Source organism: Pseudomonas sp. ANT_J12 (assembly GCF_008370045.1).
In the GTDB taxonomy this organism is placed as follows: domain Bacteria; phylum Pseudomonadota; class Gammaproteobacteria; order Pseudomonadales; family Pseudomonadaceae; genus Aquipseudomonas.
In genome coordinates this window covers 171,895-190,573 of the sequence record NZ_VOBN01000001.1, presented here as the reverse complement: position 1 = coordinate 190,573, position 18,679 = coordinate 171,895, and the positions used below count along the sequence as shown (strand labels likewise).

General features: G+C 59.6%; 16 protein-coding genes. 10 read left to right on the top strand and 6 right to left on the bottom strand.

The genetic code is table 11. The features are described from left to right. Window positions 1-139 precede the first annotated feature (139 nt). Window positions 140-1,915, bottom strand: coding sequence for a glyoxylate carboligase (gene gcl / locus FQ192_RS00925; RefSeq protein ID WP_123510515.1), 1,776 nt, complete (start codon window positions 1,913-1,915; stop codon window positions 140-142). A gap of 267 nt (window positions 1,916-2,182) precedes the next feature. On the opposite strand from gcl, the gene FQ192_RS00920 reads away from it, so the two are divergent. Together FQ192_RS00920 and FQ192_RS00915 are read left to right on the top strand one after the other, a co-directional pair. Continuing rightward, a complete protein-coding gene (locus tag FQ192_RS00920; RefSeq protein WP_149656983.1) occupies window positions 2,183-2,623 on the top strand; it encodes a heme-binding protein in 441 nt (146 codons plus the stop codon). Between the two features lie 99 nt (window positions 2,624-2,722). Beyond that, entirely contained in the window at window positions 2,723-3,790 is a 1,068-nt protein-coding gene (locus tag FQ192_RS00915; RefSeq protein WP_149656982.1) for a hypothetical protein, read from the top strand. 55 nt (window positions 3,791-3,845) lie between these two features. Here the strand turns inward: FQ192_RS00915 and FQ192_RS00910 are convergent, their stop codons facing one another. Continuing rightward, a complete protein-coding gene (locus FQ192_RS00910; RefSeq protein WP_149656981.1) occupies window positions 3,846-4,454 on the bottom strand; it encodes a TetR/AcrR family transcriptional regulator in 609 nt (202 codons plus the stop codon). A 135-nt stretch (window positions 4,455-4,589) separates the two neighbouring features. Between FQ192_RS00910 and FQ192_RS00905 the strand changes: the two genes are divergently transcribed. Beyond that, entirely contained in the window at window positions 4,590-5,504 is a 915-nt protein-coding gene (locus tag FQ192_RS00905; protein WP_149656980.1) for a DUF808 domain-containing protein, read from the top strand. A 304-nt stretch (window positions 5,505-5,808) separates the two neighbouring features. On the opposite strand, the gene FQ192_RS00900 is transcribed toward FQ192_RS00905, so the two are convergent. Further along, on the bottom strand, window positions 5,809-6,597 hold the full coding sequence (locus FQ192_RS00900; protein WP_149656979.1) for a VacJ family lipoprotein: 789 nt from the start codon (window positions 6,595-6,597) through the stop codon (window positions 5,809-5,811). After that, window positions 6,590-7,888 carry a serine/threonine protein kinase gene (locus FQ192_RS00895; RefSeq protein ID WP_054049439.1) on the bottom strand — a complete coding sequence of 433 codons (1,299 nt, stop codon included), beginning with the start codon at window positions 7,886-7,888 and terminating at the stop codon, window positions 6,590-6,592. The genes FQ192_RS00900 and FQ192_RS00895 overlap by 8 nt, the downstream gene beginning before the upstream one ends. A 225-nt stretch (window positions 7,889-8,113) precedes the next feature. Here FQ192_RS00895 and FQ192_RS00890 point away from each other — a divergent pair, with 225 nt between their 5' ends. Next, window positions 8,114-8,482 carry a hypothetical protein gene (locus FQ192_RS00890; protein ID WP_149656978.1) on the top strand — a complete coding sequence of 123 codons (369 nt, stop codon included), beginning with the start codon at window positions 8,114-8,116 and terminating at the stop codon, window positions 8,480-8,482. A gap of 120 nt (window positions 8,483-8,602) precedes the next feature. Here FQ192_RS00890 and FQ192_RS00885 read toward each other — a convergent pair whose 3' ends face one another. Then, window positions 8,603-10,198, bottom strand: coding sequence for a beta (1-6) glucans synthase (locus FQ192_RS00885; RefSeq protein ID WP_149656977.1), 1,596 nt, complete (start codon window positions 10,196-10,198; stop codon window positions 8,603-8,605). A 287-nt stretch (window positions 10,199-10,485) separates the two neighbouring features. Between FQ192_RS00885 and FQ192_RS00875 the strand changes: the two genes are divergently transcribed. From FQ192_RS00875 to FQ192_RS00865, 3 genes are all read left to right on the top strand, one after another. Continuing rightward, a complete protein-coding gene (locus FQ192_RS00875) occupies window positions 10,486-11,337 on the top strand; it encodes a glycine betaine ABC transporter substrate-binding protein (RefSeq protein ID WP_149656975.1) in 852 nt (283 codons plus the stop codon). Window positions 11,338-11,620: 283 nt separating this feature from the next. Then, window positions 11,621-11,932 (top strand): DUF485 domain-containing protein, encoded by a 312-nt coding sequence (locus tag FQ192_RS00870; RefSeq protein ID WP_008148580.1) that lies wholly within the window; start codon window positions 11,621-11,623, stop codon window positions 11,930-11,932. Next, complete coding sequence (locus FQ192_RS00865; RefSeq protein ID WP_149656974.1) at window positions 11,929-13,587, top strand: cation acetate symporter; 1,659 nt, start codon at window positions 11,929-11,931, stop codon at window positions 13,585-13,587. Before FQ192_RS00870 ends, FQ192_RS00865 begins: the two co-directional genes overlap by 4 nt. 919 nt (window positions 13,588-14,506) lie before the next feature. Here FQ192_RS00865 and gltA read toward each other — a convergent pair. Beyond that, window positions 14,507-15,796: a citrate synthase gene (gene gltA, locus FQ192_RS00860; protein ID WP_003222994.1), complete on the bottom strand. Its 1,290-nt coding sequence runs from the start codon at window positions 15,794-15,796 to the stop codon at window positions 14,507-14,509. Between the two features lie 349 nt (window positions 15,797-16,145). Here gltA and sdhC point away from each other — a divergent pair, with 349 nt between their 5' ends. From sdhC to sdhA, 3 genes are read left to right on the top strand one after another with little or no spacing between them, the layout of a single operon-like run. Next, window positions 16,146-16,532: a succinate dehydrogenase, cytochrome b556 subunit gene (gene sdhC / locus FQ192_RS00855; protein WP_178076575.1), complete on the top strand. Its 387-nt coding sequence runs from the start codon at window positions 16,146-16,148 to the stop codon at window positions 16,530-16,532. Continuing rightward, a complete protein-coding gene (gene sdhD, locus FQ192_RS00850) occupies window positions 16,526-16,894 on the top strand; it encodes a succinate dehydrogenase, hydrophobic membrane anchor protein (protein ID WP_133836530.1) in 369 nt (122 codons plus the stop codon). Before sdhC ends, sdhD begins: the two co-directional genes overlap by 7 nt. 3 nt (window positions 16,895-16,897) lie before the next feature. Then, entirely contained in the window at window positions 16,898-18,673 is a 1,776-nt protein-coding gene (sdhA, locus tag FQ192_RS00845) for a succinate dehydrogenase flavoprotein subunit (protein WP_123510548.1), read from the top strand. The last annotated feature ends 6 nt before the right edge of the window (window positions 18,674-18,679 follow it).

Genomic DNA, 18,679 nt, shown 5'->3' with positions numbered 1-18,679 from the left:
CTCCCGTAAATGTGTGAGGGCCGATCGTTCCCATGCTCTGCGTGGGAATGCCGTCCCGGACGCTCTGCGTCCAGCCGTTATGTGACGCGGAGCTTCACCGGATGCATTCCCACGCAGAGCGTGGGAACGATCATAGTGGTCAATCGAGCAACGAAATCGCGGTTGGCGCATCGTTGCCGACCAGCGCCAGGTCTTCGAATTCGTTGACGGCGTTGATCTCGGTGCCCATGGAAATGTTGGTTACGCGCTCCAGGATAATCTCGACGATCACCGGCACCTTGAACTCTTCGATCAGCTCCTGGGCCTTGCGCAGGGCAGGCTGGATCTGACCCGGTTCGAACACGCGCAGTGCCTTGCAGCCGAGGCCTTCGGCGACTGCGACGTGGTCGACACCGTAACCGTTGAGCTCCGGAGCGTTGAGGTTATCGAAGGACAGCTGCACGCAGTAGTCCATGTCGAAACCGCGCTGGGCCTGACGGATCAGCCCCAGGTACGAATTGTTCACCACCACGTGGATGTACGGCAGTTTGAACTGCGCGCCCACCGCCAATTCTTCAATCATGAACTGGAAATCATAGTCGCCGGACAGTGCCACGACCTTGCGCGTCGGATCGGCCTTGACCACGCCCAGCGCCGCCGGAATGGTCCAGCCCAATGGGCCGGCCTGACCGCAGTTGATCCAGTGACGCGGCTTGTAGACGTGCAGGAACTGCGCGCCGGCAATTTGCGACAGACCGATGGTACTTACATAGCAAGTGTCTTTGCCGAACACTTGGTTCATCTCTTCATACACGCGCTGCGGCTTGACCGGCACGTTGTCGAAGTGGGTCTTGCGTTGCAGGCTGGCCTTGCGCTGCTGGCAGTCTTGCAGCCAGGCGCTACGGTTTTTCAGCTTGCCGGCGGCCTGCCATTCGCGAGCGACTTCGATGAACACGGTCAGCGCGGCCGCGGCGTCGGAGACGATGCCCAGGTCCGGGTTGAACACGCGGCCGATTTGCGTCGGCTCGATGTCAACGTGAATGAATTTGCGGCCTTCGGTGTAGACGTCGATCGAACCGGTGTGACGGTTGGCCCAACGGTTACCGACGCCCAGCACCACGTCCGATTTCAACAGCGTCGCGTTGCCGTAGCGGTGCGAGGTTTGCAGGCCGACCATGCCGACCATCAACGGGTGATCGTCCGGAATCGTGCCCCAGCCCATCAGGGTCGGGATCACTGGAATGCCGGTCAGCTCGGCGAACTCCACCAGCAAGTCGCTGGCATCGGCATTGATGATGCCGCCACCGGCCACCAGCAACGGACGCTCAGCCTGGTCGAGCATGGCCAGGGCCTTCTCGATTTGCACGCGGTTGGCGGTGGGCTTGGCCAGCGGCAGTGGCTGGTAGGCGTCGATGTCGAATTCGATTTCAGCCATCTGCACGTCGAACGGCAGGTCGATCAGCACGGGGCCCGGACGGCCGGAGCGCATTTCGTAGAACGCTTTCTGAAACGCGTACGGCACCTGGCCCGGTTCCATGACGGTGGTGGCCCACTTGGTCACTGGCTTGACGATGGCGGTGATGTCGACTGCCTGGAAGTCTTCTTTATGCATGCGCGCCCGCGGTGCCTGGCCGGTGATGCACAGGATCGGGATCGAGTCGGCCGAGGCGCTGTACAAGCCGGTGACCATGTCGGTGCCCGCCGGGCCGGAAGTGCCGATGCACACGCCGATGTTGCCGGCCTTGGTGCGGGTGTAGCCCTCAGCCATGTGCGAAGCGCCTTCAACGTGGCGAGCGAGGACGTGATCGATGCCACCGACCTTCTGCAAGGCGGAGTACAGCGGGTTGATCGCGGCGCCCGGGATGCCAAAAGCGGTATCAACCCCTTCACGGCGCATCACCAGAACGGCGGCTTCGATTGCTCTCATTTTGCTCATGGTTTTGGTGCCTCTTACGTTTTGTAATTGTATACAAGTGGCTTTGCGCAGAGTGTATTCACGGCGGACGGCGCAGGTCAATCCATTTTCTCAAGCGGCTGTTTCATTCGTCGGAAGCCCGTTCTACTGTGGCTTTTCGTCGCATGTGGCGCTTTTCGAGAATTATTGTATACAAATAAATAATCTATTGTGTTCTATTTGTTGAATCGGACTGCGGCACAAAACCGCAGCCCAACCGCTTTCCAATAACAAAATGAGGACGGCACCATGAGCGCTTTAACCTTGAAAGACGCAGTCAACCTGACGAACCAGGCCATCGCCGCAGGGCGTGCAGTTTCCGCAGCTCCACTGACCATCGCGGTATTGGATGCCGGCGGACATTTGATTTCTTTGCAACGGGAAGACGGCGCCAGCCTGCTGCGCCCGCAAATCGCCATCGGCAAAGCGTGGGGCGCGATAGCGCTGGGCAAGGGCTCACGCCTGCTGGCGCTGGACGCCCAACAACGCCCGGCATTTATTGCCGCGCTCAATAGCATGGGGCAGGGCAGCGTGGTGCCGGCACCGGGCGGTGTGTTGATTCGGGATCAGGACGGCAACGTGCTGGGTGCGGTAGGCATCAGCGGCGATCTGTCGGATGTGGACGAACAATGTGCGATCAGCGCGATCGAGGCCCAGGGCTTGCGCGCGGATGCTGGGGTGACGGCTTGATCTGAAGTAAATCGACACCGCCGGCAGCGCGGTGATGACGAAGCGGGGCGGGGTCGATAGACTGCCGCCCCTCTCGTTTTTGTATCAAGGAAGATCTGCGTGAAGACGCTACTTGGCATCTCTCTGGCCACGGCCATGACCCTCTGCACACCCTTTCTGCACGCCGCCGAACCGCTGGACGCCGAAGACATTGCGTTCCAGGCTCTCAGCCCGGTGGTCACCGCGCTGCTCAATGCCGACGACGTGGATGAGCTGATGGCCCGGGCCGAAAAGCTCGAAGACACCGACACCCTGCAGGCCATCGCGGTGTATCTGGCGGCCAGCCGTGAAGACCCCAAGCAACTGCTCGCGCCTTATCAGGTGGCGGCGCTGTTCGCCCGGCGCGGCGATGACAAACTGGCGCAACGCTTCCTGAGGGAAGCTGATGATCGCGGCATGTGGTTCGGCCCGATGCTGGCCAGCGACGAAGACTTTTCCGAACTGCGCCAGACCGCCACTTACAAAACCGTGTTGGCCAACGCCCAGCAGCGCTATCAGAAAATCGCCCCCGGCAAGGTCGGTGCGATTTCGGTGCTCAATCCTCCCGCCGGTGTTCCCGTGCCCGCCGCGTGCCGGCCGGTGCTGGTGTGGATGCATGGCTACGGGGTCAACGGCGAGGTCGATGATTATCAGTCGCTCGCGGACACCGGCGCGATCGTTCTCGGCATCAACGGCACCGAGATGATCAATGCGGTCGACAGCTTCCGCTGGATCGGTCCGGGCTTTGAAGGCACCCATAAAGCGGTGCAGAACGGCTTGAAAGAACTGGAGGCGCAGCAATGCGTCGACCGCAAGCATGTTTACCTGATGGGCTTCTCCCAAGGCTCGCAACATGCCGGCGCGCTGTTGGCGCAGCATCCGGATGACTACGCCGGCGCACTGCTGGTGTCACCCGGCGGCATGCAGCCAACGCCGACCGTGAGCAAGGCCCATGGCAAACGGGTGTTCGTGATCAACGGCAAGATGGAAGGGCCGGGCAACCAGCAGATGGCCACCGATTTCCGCAAGCTGTTCAGTGATGGCAACGAGGTTAAATCCCGTACCCATGAAGAAGGGCACACGTTCCCGGATGACTGGCGTACTTCGTTCCCGCAGGCGCTGCGCTGGTTGATGGGCAGCGAAGCTTGAAAGCAAAAGATCGCAGGTTTGAAGGCTGCGATCTTTGCTTGATTGAAAACCGGATCTAACGATCCGGTTCACACCCCTTGAGCACCAGGCGAATAATCGTCTGCGCTGCCGCTTCATAATCCGCCTCATCCAGCTTCGACTTGCCGGTGACCGCAGAAATCTGCCAGTCGAAGTCGGCGTACGTCTGGGTCGCGGCCCAGATGCTGAACATCAGGTGGTTGGGGTCGATGGGGGCGATCTGGCCGCGGTCGATCCAGGTCTGGATGCAGTCGATGTTGTGCTTGGCCTGCCCATTGAGGCGTTCGACCAGGTCGGCGCTCAGGTGCGGCGCGCCGTGCATGATTTCGCTGGCAAACACCTTGGAGGCGAAGGGCAGGTCGCGGGAGATGCGGATCTTGGAGCGGATGTAGCCGCTCAGCACTTCACTGGGCACGCCGTCGGCGTTGAACGGCGTCGAGGCCTGCAGGATCGGCTCGATGATGCTTTCCAGGACCTCGCGGTAGAGGTTTTCCTTGGATTTGAAATAGTAGTAGACGTTGGGCTTGGGCAATCCCGCCTTGGCCGCGATATCGCTGGTTTTGGTCGCAGCGAAGCCCTTGTCGGCAAATTCTTCACTGGCGGCACGCAGGATCAGTTCTTTGTTGCGCTCGCGGATAGTGCTCATAAACCAGGGGGTTCCTTGCCTGTTCTGGCGGTTGCGCATGGTAGCACCGGGCTCGCGCGGCGCTCAAGAATGCACCGTGCGGCGCTCGGCCGCGCTATGCTGCGCGGCATTCATTACTCGAAGGAAACCTGATTCATGGCAGGAAGCAGTTTGCTGGTGCTGATCGACGACATCGCCGCGGTACTCGACGACGTGGCATTGATGACCAAAATGGCCGCGAAGAAGACGGCTGGCGTACTCGGCGACGACCTGGCGCTCAATGCCCAGCAAGTCAGCGGTGTGCGTGCCGAACGGGAAATCCCGGTGGTCTGGGCGGTCGCCAAGGGCTCGTTTCTCAACAAACTGATCCTGGTGCCGTCGGCATTGGCCATCAGCGTGTTCATTCCGTGGCTGGTCACGCCGTTGTTGATGGTCGGCGGTGCTTACCTGTGCTTTGAGGGTTTCGAGAAACTGGCCCACAAGTTCCTGCACAGCAAGGCTGAAGACGACGCCGAGCACGCGCAACTGGTCGAGGCCGTGGCCGATCCGGCCACGGATCTGGTGGCGTTCGAACAGGACAAGATCAAAGGCGCGATCCGCACCGACTTCATCCTCTCGGCAGAAATCATCGCCATCACCCTCGGCACCGTCGCCGGCGCTTCGCTGACCCAGCAAGTGATCGTGCTGTCGGGCATCGCCATCGTCATGACCATCGGCGTCTATGGCCTGGTGGCGGGCATCGTCAAACTCGACGACCTGGGCCTGTGGCTGACCCAGAAACCGGGGCAAATGGCCAAAAGCATCGGCGGCGCGATCCTGCGGGCGGCACCGTACATGATGAAAAGCCTGTCGGTGATCGGCACGGCGGCGATGTTCCTGGTCGGCGGCGGGATCCTGACCCATGGCGTGCCGGTGGTGCATCACTGGATTGAAAGCGTCAGCGCGAGTGCTGGCGGTGCGGCGTTTATCGTGCCGACGTTGTTGAATGCGGTGGCGGGGATTGTGGCGGGGGCGGTGGTGTTGGCCGGCGTCATGATCGCAAGCAAGATCTGGCGCTCAGTCAAAGGCTGAACCTGTAGGAGCAAAGCTTGCTCGCGATGAGGCCATAACATTCAACATCTGGGTTGACTGCCGAGCCGCCATCGCGAGCAAGCGTTGTTCCTACGGTGGGTCGGTGGTGGTGTTGATTGATCGTTCCCACGCTCCGGGTGGGAATGCAGCCCGGGACGCTCCGCGTCCCATTCAAAGCTGAACGCGGAGCGTCCGTTGAGGCATTCCCACACAGGGCGTGGGAACGATCATCAGAAAGCAAAAAGGCCATTCGACTCGCATCGAATGGCCTTTTTTATTGCCGCCAGATTGTGTATCGCCAGCGTTACTCGGCGATCTGCAACTTACGCGACTCGGTGTACACGTAACGCACCTTCTCGTACTCGAACGGCGAGTTCAGCTGACCGTAGCGGAAGCTGGTCTGGTAGCGCTTGTCGACGCCGCGCAGGACCCAGATTTCCGGGTGGTTGGAGCTGACTTCGGAGACGTTCAGGAAGTTGACCGCCGACTCGCCGGTGTAGTCGACCACCAGCCCGGCGGTGTCGCGCAGGTTGGAGGGGCCGAGGATCGGCAGCACGAAGTAGGCACCGCCCGGTACGCCGTAGAAGCCCAGGGTCTGGCCGAAGTCTTCGCTCTGGCGCGGCAGGCCCATGGCGGTGGCCGGGTCCCACAGGCCGGCAACGCCGATGGTGGTGTTGAGCAGCAGTCGCGCGGTGGTTTCCAGCGAGCGGTGGCCCTTGAGCTGGAGCATGCTGTTCAACAGGTTCGGCACGTCACCGAGGTTGTTGAAGAAGTTGCTCACACCGGTGCGCAAAAAGCTCGGGGTCACGTAGCGATAGCCGTCGACCACGGGCAGGAACACCCATTGGTCGAAGCGGTAGTTGAAGTGGTAGACCCGACGGTTCCACTCCTCCAGCGGGTCGTAGACGTTCAGCGCGTTGAGCGTCGAACGCTCGAACTCGCGCTGGTCCAGGCCCGGGTTGAACTTGAGTTTGCTCAGCGGTTCCTTGAAGCCATCGTTGTCGATCACGACCGGCGCGTTGGCTTTGCTGTTGTCGGCATTGGCGACGCCTGCACAGAGTAACGCTGCGATAAGCAGGAGATATTTAGCCACGGAAGAACTCCAGCATGGCGTCGCTGTTGACGCGATAGTTAAGGTTGCCGCAATGGCCGCCCAATGGGTAAACAGTCAAGCGATCGCCGAAGGTGCGGCGCAGGAAACCCAGGTCGCCAGGGCCGAGGATCACGTCGTCGGCGTTATGCATGACGGAGATTTTCGGGCTGTCGTGCAGGTAATCCTTCAGGGCATACAAACTCACCTGGTCGATCAGTTGCAGCAGGCTGCCGCCGTCGGTGCGGGCGCGCCACATCGGGATAACCTGCTCGGTGATGTAGCAGTCGAAGTCGCATTGCAGCGCACGCTTGAGGAACGGCGTGAGGCTGGTGCCTTCGGTGATCGGGTACTTCGGCGGCGTGATCAGGCCACGGCGGTTGATCAGGTCGGAGGTGAAGGCAATGTCGGCCGCCGAGAACCGGAACGAGGTGCCGATCAGCATCGCCATCTGTTCGTTGGTCAGGTGCTGCTTGGACTGCTGGAAGTCATAGAGCAGGGCATCGTTGAGGTCGATGTAGCCTTTTTGCTGGAAGTAGCGGGTCAGTTTGTTCAGCACCAGTTCATAGAAGGTGGTGCTGTTGTTGATGCCCTTGACCTCGGTCTGCACCAGCTTGTCGAGGTTGGTGATCGAGGTGTAGAGGTTGACCGGCGGGTTGAGCAGCAAGACTTTCTTGAAGTTGAAGCTGCGACGGGTTTCGTCCAGGTGCGCGACGAAGGCTGCGTCCAGTGCGCCGAGGCTGTAACCGGTCAGGTAGTACTCGGTGACGGGCGTCTTCGGGTTTTGCGCCCGCACGGCCTGCATCACCCGGTACATGTCTTCGGCGTCTTCCTTGGTGATACCGGGCGTGGCGAAGCGTGACGCGGCGCTCATGAAGTCGAAGCTGGTCGGCGACGACAGCTGCACCACGTGGTAGCCGGCCTTGTAGTAAAGCTTCTTCAGGTATTCGTTGAGGCTGCTGTCATAACGCGCGCCGGTACCGGCGATCAGGAAAATCAGCGGCGCGGCGTGATCCTGGGTGGCGATGCGATAGGTGAGTTTCTTCACCGGCCAGAAGTTGTCCGGCAGGCTGAATTCACGCTCCGGGCGCAAACGGACGCTACGGTCCTGCTGATTGATGTCTTCGTTGGCCGGCAACTCCGGGCGCAACTCCGGTGGAGTGGTGGCAATGGTCGCCTCGAACGGGTTCGTCAAGGGGTAGCCATAGCTGGCGGCGTCGATGTCGACCGCCAGTGCGGACGCACTCAAAATAAGGCCGCCAAACAGGGCGGCGAAGCGCAAGGAACGGAGCATGACTAAATCCCTTAGAGGAAAGGTGCCGATTGAGGTTCGCAGGCTATGACCACGGGGTTTGCGCCAAAGTGCCATGGATCGGCACCAATCAGGCCTAAATTCGGGGTAATAGTAGCTGGACGATACACTTTGCAGTGATTGCCTGCCCAGTTAAGTGTTGTTAAGGCTTGCACAAAGCCGCCGGGCGCTTAAGCTGGCCGCCGTTTTCGTCTATTGGAGTGCTTCATGTCCCGCCGTCTGCCCGTGATTCTGCTGCTTGTTTTGCTGCCTTTATGGCTGGCCGCCAGTTATGGCGCGCGTTATGGCTTCATGGAGGACGCGCAATGGGTCGGCCTGTGCGTGGACGAGGCGAGCCGCTGGGAGTGCCAGGTCCGCTCGAACCTGGGGCTGATGATTCACTTCAAGGTCTTGGGCTGGGGCGCCGTCGCCGCGGCGGTCATCGGTTTTGTCGTACCGGGTCGGGCAGGGTGGTGGCTGGCGGTGTTGGCGCTGGTGCTGGGGTTCCCGGCGTTGGCGTTGTACAACACGACGCTGGCAGTGTTTGCGGTGGTGATTGCGGCGTTGCGGTTGGTCCGGGAAAGCCGCGGCGTTTGACAGATCGCATCGCGGGCAAGCCTTGCTCCTACAGGGTTGCGTCGTACACAAATGATGTGAACGACACAAATCCGTAGGAGCGAGGCTTGCCCGCGAAGAGGCCCGCAAAGGCTCCGAAGATCAGCCCTTGCGAACCCGCAAACACCGCCACAACGCCGCCGCCATCAACACACTCACCAGCGCCCAACCCCAGGCCTGCTGGTTCTGCAACCCTTCACGAAACAGCTGCGGCGCAATGCCGGCACCGATGATGAAGGTCAGCAGCGCAATCTCCCGACGCGGCACGCTCACCGGACGGCACAGGTACACCAGCGCCGGCAGGATAAACGCGACACTCGGGAAACTGCGATAGCGCGGGTCGAACACCAGCTCCAGCATCATCACTGCCGCCGCAAACCCGGCGGCTGCTACCAGCCAGCCTGCTCGGCGCTCCAGCAGATTAAAGGCGCATCCACGCCAACCGTTGCGCGCACTCAAGGTCAGCGCGGCATGGGCCAGCACCAACAGATTCAATGCCGTCAGCAAGCCGACCCACAGCCATTCACTGGCAAACCGGGTGGTGACCCGCGCCAGGTCGCCCCAGGCCCCGATCGAGCAAGCCGCCAGCGCCGCCAACAGTGGCAGCACCAACGCCGCGCGGATGCTGCGGACCCGACCGCCCAGCAGCAAGGTGCCAAGGAAGATCACACCGCCCACCGCCAGCCATTGTGACCAGTACGGCACGTTGGATACCGGACCGGCCAGCACGCCCTTGTCCTGGCGATCAGCATCAAACAGGCCCCAGTAACCGCCCACCGCGCCTTCGCTGGCGCGCTTCCACGGCTGGTCAAAGGCTTCGATCAGGTTGTAATGCCAGCCCTGTTGCTCGGCCATGGCGACAAAACCACGGATGAACTTGGCTTCGTTGACTCGGCTCGGCAGCGCGGTTTCACGCTGGCGACCTTCGCTCGGCCAGCCGGTTTCGCCGATCAGCACGTCCTTGGGCGCGAACTTGTTGCCGAACACCTGGCGCACTTCGGCCACGTGTTGCAGGGCGGCGTCGATGTTCGACGGATCATCTTCCCAGTACGGCAACAAATGGATGGTCAGGAAATCCACCGCCGGGGCGATTTCCGGGTGCTTGAGCCAGAACTCCCAGACGTCGGCATAAGTGACCGGCTGCTTGATCTGGCTTTTCACCTGATTGATCAGCTTCGCCAATTGCGCGCCGGTGACTTCCTTGCGCAGTAGGGCTTCGTTGCCGACGATCACCGAAGTCACCACGTCCGGGTTGGCGTTGGCCGAAGCGATCAGCAGATCGACTTCCTTGGCCGTGTCCACGGGGTTGCTGTTGACCCAGGCACCGATCATCAGCTTCAACCCGTGCTTGCGCGCCAGGTCGGGCAGGGCCTCGAGGCCGGTCATGGAATAGGTGCGGATGCATTCGAAGCTTTTGGACAGCAGCGCGAGGTCGGCGTCCATGCGCTCGGGGCGCAATTTGAACGGCTGGTCGAACGGCGACTGGTCCTTGTCGAACGGGGTGTAGGAGGCGCATTGCAACTTGTGCGTGGCGCTGGCCACGTCCGGCAGAATCACCGGTTTGCCGAGGCCGTACCAGAAACCGCCAAGGGCAAACAGCCCGAGCAGGCAGGCGAAAACATAAGCGAAAAAAGGAAAGCGTGATGTCGCGGGCATGGTCAGGCCGTCTGGGAGCAAAGCCGCGCATGTTACCTGCATTTGCCCCGGGCTTGGTGCCCTGCATGATTTTGACATGCAAAGTTCGGGCGGATCGGGCGGGGTGGTTGCGGCGATCACGATTAATGGCGTTCTGATGTCGTTTCTCGATGCCTTGAGGTCGTTGGCAGCACAGGTCGCTGTTGTCGTGAGGTTGATTATCGAAGCGTCAGTACTCCGCTGACGTTTTCACGATTTTGCGGTGAGGCGTGATGGGGGCGCTGTGCACCATAACAATACGTTGACGCCGCTCGGCATCCGTCGGGCGCAGCACTTTCGGGGAAGTAACGATGAAGATGCGACGACTTTTAGGCGCGAGTGCCGCTCTGGTGCTTGCGATTGGCTCCACATTCGCCAATGCCGAGAGCAAGACCCTGAGCATCGGTTACGTTGACGGCTGGTCCGACAGCGTTGCGACCACTCACGTGGCCGCCGAAGTGATCAAGCAGAAACTCGGCTATGACGTGAAGCTGCAAGCCGTCGCGACCGGGATCATGTGGCAAGGCGTGGCCACCGGCAAACTCGACGCCATGCTGTCCGCCTGGCTGCCGGTGACCCACGGCGACTACTGGACCAAGAACAAGGATCAGGTCGTCGACTACGGCCCGAACTTCAAGGATGCAAAAATCGGCCTGATCGTGCCGGAGTACGTGAAAGCCAAGAGCATCGACGATCTGAAAACCGATGACAGCTTCAAAGGCCGTATCGTCGGCATTGACGCCGGTTCGGGCGTGATGCTCAAGACCGATCAGGCGATCAAGGACTACGGTCTGACCAACTACACCCTCAAGGCCAGTTCCGGCGCCGGCATGATTGCCGAGCTGACCCGTGCCGAGAAAAAGAACGAATCCATCGCTGTCACCGGTTGGGTGCCGCACTGGATGTTCGCCAAGTGGAAACTGCGCTTCCTCGACGACCCGAAAGGCGTGTATGGCGCGGCTGAAACCGTGAACAGCATCGGCAGCAAGGAATTGGCAACCAAAGCGCCGGAAGTGGCCAAGTTCCTGAAAAACTTCCAGTGGGCCTCGAAAGACGAAATTGGCGAAGTCATGTTGGCGATTCAGGATGGTGCAAAACCTGAAGCCGCGGCCAAGGACTGGGTGGCCAAACACCCGGAACGCGTTGCCGAATGGACCAAGTGATTTGAGCGCAAGCGTCTAATCAGCATCTCTCAAGGCCCCTTGGCATAACTGCCAAGGGGCCTTTTGCATTCCTGTAGGAGCAAGGCTTGCCCGCGATGGCGATCCCGAGCACGCCGTCGCGGGCAAGCCTTGCTCCTACAGATGCAAAGCAGGCTAATTATTTTGTTCTAGAAATTGGCGAAACCGTCATGTCGTTCTAATACTAAGGTCGTCTGGAAGCCGTCCCGCAGCCGCATAAAGTGGCTACGTTCTAACAATAATTTGTGCTGCGAGGATAAAAACAATGAACGACAGCATTTACCTCTCGATTCAAAACAGCCCGCGCTTCAAGGAGCTGGTTAGTAAACGAGAAAAGTTCGCCTGGATTCTATCGGCGATCATGCTTGGGCTTTACTCCGGATTCATCCTTTTGATTGCTTACGGGCCGCATATTCTGGGGGCGAAAATCAGCCCTGAATCTTCGATTACCTGGGGGATACCGATTGGTGTCGGGCTGATTCTCTCGGCCTTTATCCTGACTGCAATCTACGTACGACGCGCCAATGGCGAATTCGACGACCTGAACAATGCGATTCTCAAGGAGGCTCAGCAATGATCCGGCGTCTAATGGCTCTATTGAGCATCGCAGCCTTCGCACCAGGCGCCTGGGCGTCTGAAGCCCTGACCGGCGAAGTGCACAAACAACCGCTCAACGTGTCCGCGATCCTGATGTTCGTGGCGTTTGTCGGTTTGACCCTGTGCATCACCTACTGGGCCTCCAAGCGCAACAACTCGGCGGCCGACTACTACGCGGCCGGCGGCAAGATCACCGGTTTCCAGAACGGCCTGGCGATTGCCGGTGACTACATGTCGGCGGCGTCCTTCCTGGGGATTTCCGCGCTGGTGTTTACCTCCGGTTACGACGGTCTGATCTACTCGATCGGCTTCCTGGTGGGCTGGCCGATCATCCTGTTCCTGATTGCCGAGCGCCTGCGTAACCTGGGTAAATACACTTTTGCCGACGTGGCGTCTTACCGCCTCGGGCAAACCCAGATCCGCACACTGTCCGCCTGCGGTTCGCTGGTGGTGGTGGCGTTCTACCTGATCGCGCAAATGGTCGGTGCCGGCAAGCTGATCCAGCTGCTGTTCGGTCTCGACTACTACGTCGCGGTGATCCTGGTCGGTATCCTGATGTGCATGTACGTGCTGTTCGGCGGCATGCTGGCGACGACTTGGGTGCAGATCATCAAGGCTGTGCTGTTGCTGTCCGGTGCCACGTTCATGGCGCTGATGGTGATGAAGCACGTCAACTTCGACTTCAGCCAGCTGTTTTCCGAGGCGATCAAGGTTCACCCTAAAGGTGAAGCGATCATGAGCCCGGGCGGCTTGGTGAAAGACCCGGTCTCGGCGTTCTCCCTTGGCCTGGCACTGATGTTCGGTACCGCGGGCCTGCCGCACATCCTGATGCGCTTCTTCACCGTGAGTGATGCAAAAGAAGCGCGCAAGAGCGTGTTGTATGCAACCGGCTTCATCGGCTACTTCTACATCCTGACGTTCATCATCGGCTTCGGCGCGATCTTGCTGGTCAGCACCAACCCTGCGTTTAAAGATGCGGCTGGCGCGCTGTTGGGCGGCAACAACATGGCGGCGGTGCACCTGGCTAACGCGGTGGGTGGCAGTATCTTCCTGGGCTTCATCTCGGCAGTCGCGTTCGCGACCATTCTGGCTGTAGTGGCTGGTCTGACGCTGGCCGGTGCTACGGCGGTGTCTCATGACCTGTATGCCAGTGTGATCAAGAAGGGTAAAGCCAACGACAAGGATGAGATCCGCGTTTCGAAAATCACCACCGTCTGCCTGGGTGTGTTGGCGATCGGCTTGGGCATTCTGTTCGAAAGCCAGAACATTGCGTTCATGGTAGGCCTGGCGTTCTCCATCGCGGCGAGCTGTAACTTCCCGGTGCTGTTGCTTTCCATGTACTGGAAGAAACTGACCACGCGCGGTGCGATGATTGGTGGCTGGTTGGGCCTGATCAGTGCCGTGGGCTTGATGGTGCTTGGGCCGACCATTTGGGTGCAGATTCTGCATCATGAGAAGGCGATCTTCCCTTACGAGTATCCGGCGTTGTTCTCGATGGCGATTGCGTTTATCGGGATCTGGTTCTTCTCGATCACTGACAAGTCGACTGCGGCTGACAATGAGCGGGCGTTGTTCTTCCCTCAGTTTGTTCGTTCGCAGACTGGGTTGGGGGCGAGTGGGGCGGTTTCGCACTAAGGCTTTTATATAAGCTGCGTTGAATGGAAATGCCCTGGTCGAGAGATTGGGGCATTTTTTTTGGTTTTGGTTTTGTGCTTTTGTAGGAGCGAGGCTTGCCCGCGAAGGCGGCCTCATTGCCGACCGGGATTTTTGATGGTGTACATATCCATTCCTGCGGTAACGGCCACTTATGGTTTCGCCCTTACGGCGAGTCACTTTGGAAGAGCCTGCGCGGCCCGGCGCAAAGTAACCAAAACGCTTTCGCCCCTGACGTACGGTGCCTCGCCTGGGCTCGGCATGCCCTCACTCCGGTCCTGCTCCGTGGGCCCGCCGCCATCGGCCATTCATGGCCGGGGGCGGCTACCGCGGCATCCCTGCCGCGGTGCCCGCTGCGCAGAACCTGCGTTCGGCCTTCCGACGGGGCAGATCAAGATCAAAAGCCAAAACAAGATCAAAAGCTTCGCGGGCAAGCCTCGCTCCTACAGGGATTTGTTTCTGTGATCGTTCCCATGCTCCGCGTGGGAATGCCGCCGGGGACGCTCTGCGTTCCGCTGTCGACGCGAGTCTTGAGTCCTGCGCAATGGTGACGCGAAGCGTCACGGGATGCATTCCCACGCGGAGCGTGGGAACGATCAGTAGCTGGCGTACGCGCACAACCCCCGAGCCAGGCCGGCCGGCAGGCCGCCTCGCGGTGCGATGCAGGCCCCCTCGGGAGGCCGGAGCGAGGGCATGCCGAGCCTGGGCGAGGCACCGAACGAAAGGGGCAAAAGCGCTTTGGTTACTTTCGCGCTTTTCGAAAGTGACTCGCTGTAAGAGCGAAACCAATAGTCGCCGTTACCGAAGGAATGGATATGCACACAACCCAAACAAACAAAAACGGCCTCAAAAATAGAGGCCGTTCCCGGTGCAACTTAAAGACGTTATCGCAAGACAACTCTTATTTGCGGTCTTCCAGCTTGGTGATATCACGCGACTCGTAGCCGGTATACAACTGGCGCGGACGGCCAATCTTGTACGGGCTGGAGAGCATTTCTTTCCAGTGGGAGATCCAGCCCACGGTCCGCGCCAAAGCGAAGATCACGGTAAACATGCTGGTCGGAATGCCAATCGCCTTGAGGATAATCCCCGAGTAGAAGTCGACGTTCGGGTACAGCGAGCGCTCGATGAAGTACGGATCGGTCAGGGCGATCTCTTCCAGGCGCATGGCCAGTTCGAGTTGCGGATCGTTGTTGATCCCCAGTTCCTTCAGTACTTCGTCGCAGGTCTGCTTCATGACGGTAGCGCGTGGGTCGCGGTTTTTGTAAACCCGGTGACCGAAGCCCATCAATTTGAACGGATCGTTCTTGTCCTTGGCCTTGGCGATGAACTTGTCGATGTTCGACACATCGCCAATTTCGTCCAGCATGGTCAGGACAGCTTCGTTCGCGCCGCCGTGGGCAGGGCCCCACAGTGCAGCGATACCGGCGGCAATACAGGCGAACGGGTTGGCACCCGAAGAACCGGCCAGGCGTACGGTCGAAGTCGATGCGTTCTGCTCGTGGTCGGCATGGAGGATGAAGATCCGGTCCATGGCCTTGGCGAGTACCGGGCTGATCGGTTTGATCTCGCACGGGGTGTTGAACATCATGTGCAGGAAGTTTTCCGCGTACGTCAGGTCGTTGCGCGGGTACATCATGGGTTGGCCCATGGAGTACTTGTAAACCATCGCTGCCAGGGTCGGCATCTTGGCAACCAGGCGGATCGCGGAAATTTCGCGATGCTGCGGGTTATTGATGTCCAGGGAGTCGTGGTAGAAGGCCGAGAGGGCGCCGACTACACCGCACATGACGGCCATTGGGTGGGCGTCGCGACGGAAGCCGTTGAAGAAGGTCTTCAACTGCTCGTGGACCATGGTGTGGTTCTTCACGGTGCTGACGAACTGGGCCTTCTGTTCTGCGGTCGGCAGTTCGCCGTTGAGCAGCAGGTAGCAGGTTTCCAGGTAGTCCGACTTTTCAGCCAGCTGTTCGATCGGGTAGCCGCGGTGCAGCAGGATGCCGTTGTCGCCGTCGATATAGGTGATCTTCGACTCGCAGGAGGCGGTCGACATGAAGCCAGGGTCAAAGGTGAAACGGCCCGTGGCCGTCAGGCCCCGAACATCAATTACATCGGGACCAACGGTGCCGGTTAAAATGGGCAGCTCGACGGGGGCTGCGCCCTCGATGATCAACTGCGCTTTTTTGTCAGCCATGTGGCCTCCTATTTATGCTTGAAATCATCAGACAGACCCCCCACGCAGGGCCCGCACCACTATAGTGAGATAAATTCGAATGTCAATTTGCCTAAAGTCTTGCTCCAGAAGGCTTTAACCGGACTTTTTCCTCGAAATTACCTGCCGTTTACGCCTTTTATCCGACTTGTGCAATGAGCTATTAGGGGAAGGTGATTGCGTTGTCATTAGTAGCCTAACTGTCTATACTCGGCCACCGACCGCCAGGGGCTTTTGGGCCCGCTTCGCTGGGGGTCGCATCCCTGGGTGGTGGTTACCTGACCAGTGCACTCCCCAACAACTTTGCCCTGATTGTTAGGGGCTCTTCAGTGTGAAAAAAGCCGTGAAAAGCCAACGACCTGTAAACCTAGACCTAAGGACCATCAAACTCCCCATCACCGGCGTTACGTCGTTTCTTCACCGTGTTTCCGGCATCATCCTCTTCCTGGGCATTGGCTTCATGCTGTACGCATTGAGCAAATCCTTGGGTTCCGAGGAAGGTTTTGCCGACGTGAAGGCAACCTTGACCAGCCCGCTGGCCAAGTTCGTAGCATGGGGCCTCCTGTCCGCTCTGCTGTATCACCTGGTAGCCGGTGTGCGCCACTTGATCATGGACATGGGCATCGGTGAGACGCTGGAAGGCGGCAAGCTGGGCTCGAAAATCATTATCGCCGTGTCTGCGGTGTTGATCGTTCTGGCGGGAGTTTGGATATGGTAACCAGCGTTACGAACCTGTCGCGTTCAGGCCTCTATGACTGGATGGCACAGCGTGTGTCTGCGGTTGTTCTCGCGGCTTATTTCATCTTCCTGATCGGATACCTCGCTACCCACCCTGGCATTGGCTACGTCCAATGGCATGAGCTGTTTGCAAGCAACGGAATGCGTATCTTCAGTCTGCTGGCCCTGGTGGCCCTGGGCGCACACGCCTGGGTTGGCATGTGGACCATCGCGACCGACTACCTGACGCCGATGGCGCTGGGCAAGTCCGCGACTGCAGTACGTTTCCTCTTCCAGGCAGTATGCGGCGTTGCGATGTTCGCCTACTTCGTCTGGGGTGTGCAGATTCTTTGGGGTATCTGATTCATGTCTACTACAGTTAATACGCTTTCGTTCGACGCCATTATTATTGGCGGCGGCGGTGCCGGCATGCGCGCTGCGCTGCAACTGGCACAAGGTGGTCACAAGACTGCCGTGGTAACCAAGGTTTTCCCGACTCGCTCGCACACCGTATCCGCCCAGGGTGGCATCACCTGCGCCATCGCCTCGGCCGATCCGAACGATGACTGGCGCTGGCACATGTACGATACCGTCAAGGGTTCCGACTATATCGGTGACCAGGACGCTATCGAATACATGTGTTCCGTAGGCCCGGAAGCGGTTTTCGAGCTCGAGCACATGGGCTTGCCGTTCTCCCGTACCGAACAAGGCCGCATCTACCAGCGTCCGTTCGGCGGTCAGTCGAAAGACTTCGGTAAAGGTGGCCAGGCTGCCCGTACCTGCGCTGCTGCCGACCGTACCGGTCACGCACTGCTGCACACCCTGTACCAGGCCAACCTAAAGGCCGGCACCGTATTCCTCAACGAATACTATGGCGTCGACCTGGTGAAGAACGAAGATGGTGCCTTTGTCGGCATGATCGTCATCTGCATCGAAACTGGCGAAACCTCCTACGTTCGCGCGAACGCCACCGTATTGGCGACCGGCGGTGCAGGCCGTATCTACTCGTCCACCACCAATGCCCTGATCAACACCGGTGACGGCGTTGGCATGGCTCTGCGTGCTGGCGTGCCGGTACAAGACATCGAAATGTGGCAGTTCCACCCGACCGGCATCGCCGGCGCCGGTGTACTGGTTACAGAAGGCTGCCGTGGTGAAGGCGGTTACCTGATCAACAAGCACGGCGAGCGTTTCATGGAGCGTTATGCTCCGAACGCCAAAGACTTGGCTGGTCGTGACGTAGTGGCTCGCTCGATGGTTAAAGAAATCATCGCCGGCAACGGTTGCGGTCCGGATGGCGACCACGTAATGCTGAAACTCGATCACCTTGGTGAAGAAGTTCTGCACAGCCGTCTGCCAGGCATCATGGAACTGTCCAAGACCTTCGCCCACGTCGATCCAGCCGTGTCGCCGATCCCGGTCGTTCCAACCTGCCACTATATGATGGGCGGCGTGCCGACCAACATTCATGGCCAGGCGATCACCCAGGACGCTGAAGGCGTAGACCAGATCATCCCGGGCCTGTTCGCGGTAGGCGAAGTGGCTTGCGTATCGGTTCACGGTGCCAACCGTCTGGGCGGCAACTCGCTGCTCGACCTGGTGGTATTCGGTCGCGCTGCCGGCCTGTTCCTGGAACAGACCCTGAAAGAAGGCGTCGACTACGCTCGCCCACGCCAGTCCGACATCGACGCTGCCCTGGCACGTCTCGATGGTCTGAACTCGCGTACCGAAGGCGAAGACGTCGCTACCCTGCGTAAAGAGCTGCAAAGCTGCATGCAGAACTACTTCGGTGTATTCCGTACCGGCGAATACATGCAGAAGGGTATTGCCCAGCTCGCTGACCTGCGTGGCCGTATCGCCAACGTCAAGATCAACGACAAGAGCCAGGCGTTCAACACCGCCCGTATCGAAGCGCTGGAACTGCAAAACCTGCTGGAAGTGGCCGAAGCCACCGCCATCGCTGCAGAAATCCGCAAAGAGTCCCGCGGTGCTCACGCCCGTGAAGACTACGAAGACCGCGACGACGAAAACTGGCTGTGCCACACCCTGTACTTCCCGGGTGACAAGCGCGTAACCAAGCGTGCCGTGAACTTCTCGCCGAAGACTGTTCCGACTTTTGAACCTAAGATTCGGACTTATTAAGGGTGG

What these genes read in the sequence shown, in the direction of transcription:
- FQ192_RS00870 (WP_008148580.1), top strand. Translation starts at nt 11,621, where the DNA reads ATGAACGACAGCATTTACCTCTCGATTCAAAACAGCCCGCGCTTCAAG.
- sdhA (WP_123510548.1), top strand. Translation starts at nt 16,898, where the DNA reads ATGTCTACTACAGTTAATACGCTTTCGTTCGACGCCATTATTATTGGC.
- sdhD (WP_133836530.1), top strand. Translation starts at nt 16,526, where the DNA reads ATGGTAACCAGCGTTACGAACCTGTCGCGTTCAGGCCTCTATGACTGG.
- FQ192_RS00885 (WP_149656977.1), bottom strand. Translation starts at nt 10,198, where the DNA reads ATGCAGGTAACATGCGCGGCTTTGCTCCCAGACGGCCTGACCATGCCC.
- FQ192_RS00905 (WP_149656980.1), top strand. Translation starts at nt 4,590, where the DNA reads ATGGCAGGAAGCAGTTTGCTGGTGCTGATCGACGACATCGCCGCGGTA.
- gltA (WP_003222994.1), bottom strand. Translation starts at nt 15,796, where the DNA reads ATGGCTGACAAAAAAGCGCAGTTGATCATCGAGGGCGCAGCCCCCGTC.
- FQ192_RS00895 (WP_054049439.1), bottom strand. Translation starts at nt 7,888, where the DNA reads ATGCTCCGTTCCTTGCGCTTCGCCGCCCTGTTTGGCGGCCTTATTTTG.
- FQ192_RS00890 (WP_149656978.1), top strand. Translation starts at nt 8,114, where the DNA reads ATGTCCCGCCGTCTGCCCGTGATTCTGCTGCTTGTTTTGCTGCCTTTA.
- gcl (WP_123510515.1), bottom strand. Translation starts at nt 1,915, where the DNA reads ATGAGCAAAATGAGAGCAATCGAAGCCGCCGTTCTGGTGATGCGCCGT.
- FQ192_RS00865 (WP_149656974.1), top strand. Translation starts at nt 11,929, where the DNA reads ATGATCCGGCGTCTAATGGCTCTATTGAGCATCGCAGCCTTCGCACCA.
- FQ192_RS00875 (WP_149656975.1), top strand. Translation starts at nt 10,486, where the DNA reads ATGAAGATGCGACGACTTTTAGGCGCGAGTGCCGCTCTGGTGCTTGCG.
- FQ192_RS00910 (WP_149656981.1), bottom strand. Translation starts at nt 4,454, where the DNA reads ATGAGCACTATCCGCGAGCGCAACAAAGAACTGATCCTGCGTGCCGCC.
- FQ192_RS00920 (WP_149656983.1), top strand. Translation starts at nt 2,183, where the DNA reads ATGAGCGCTTTAACCTTGAAAGACGCAGTCAACCTGACGAACCAGGCC.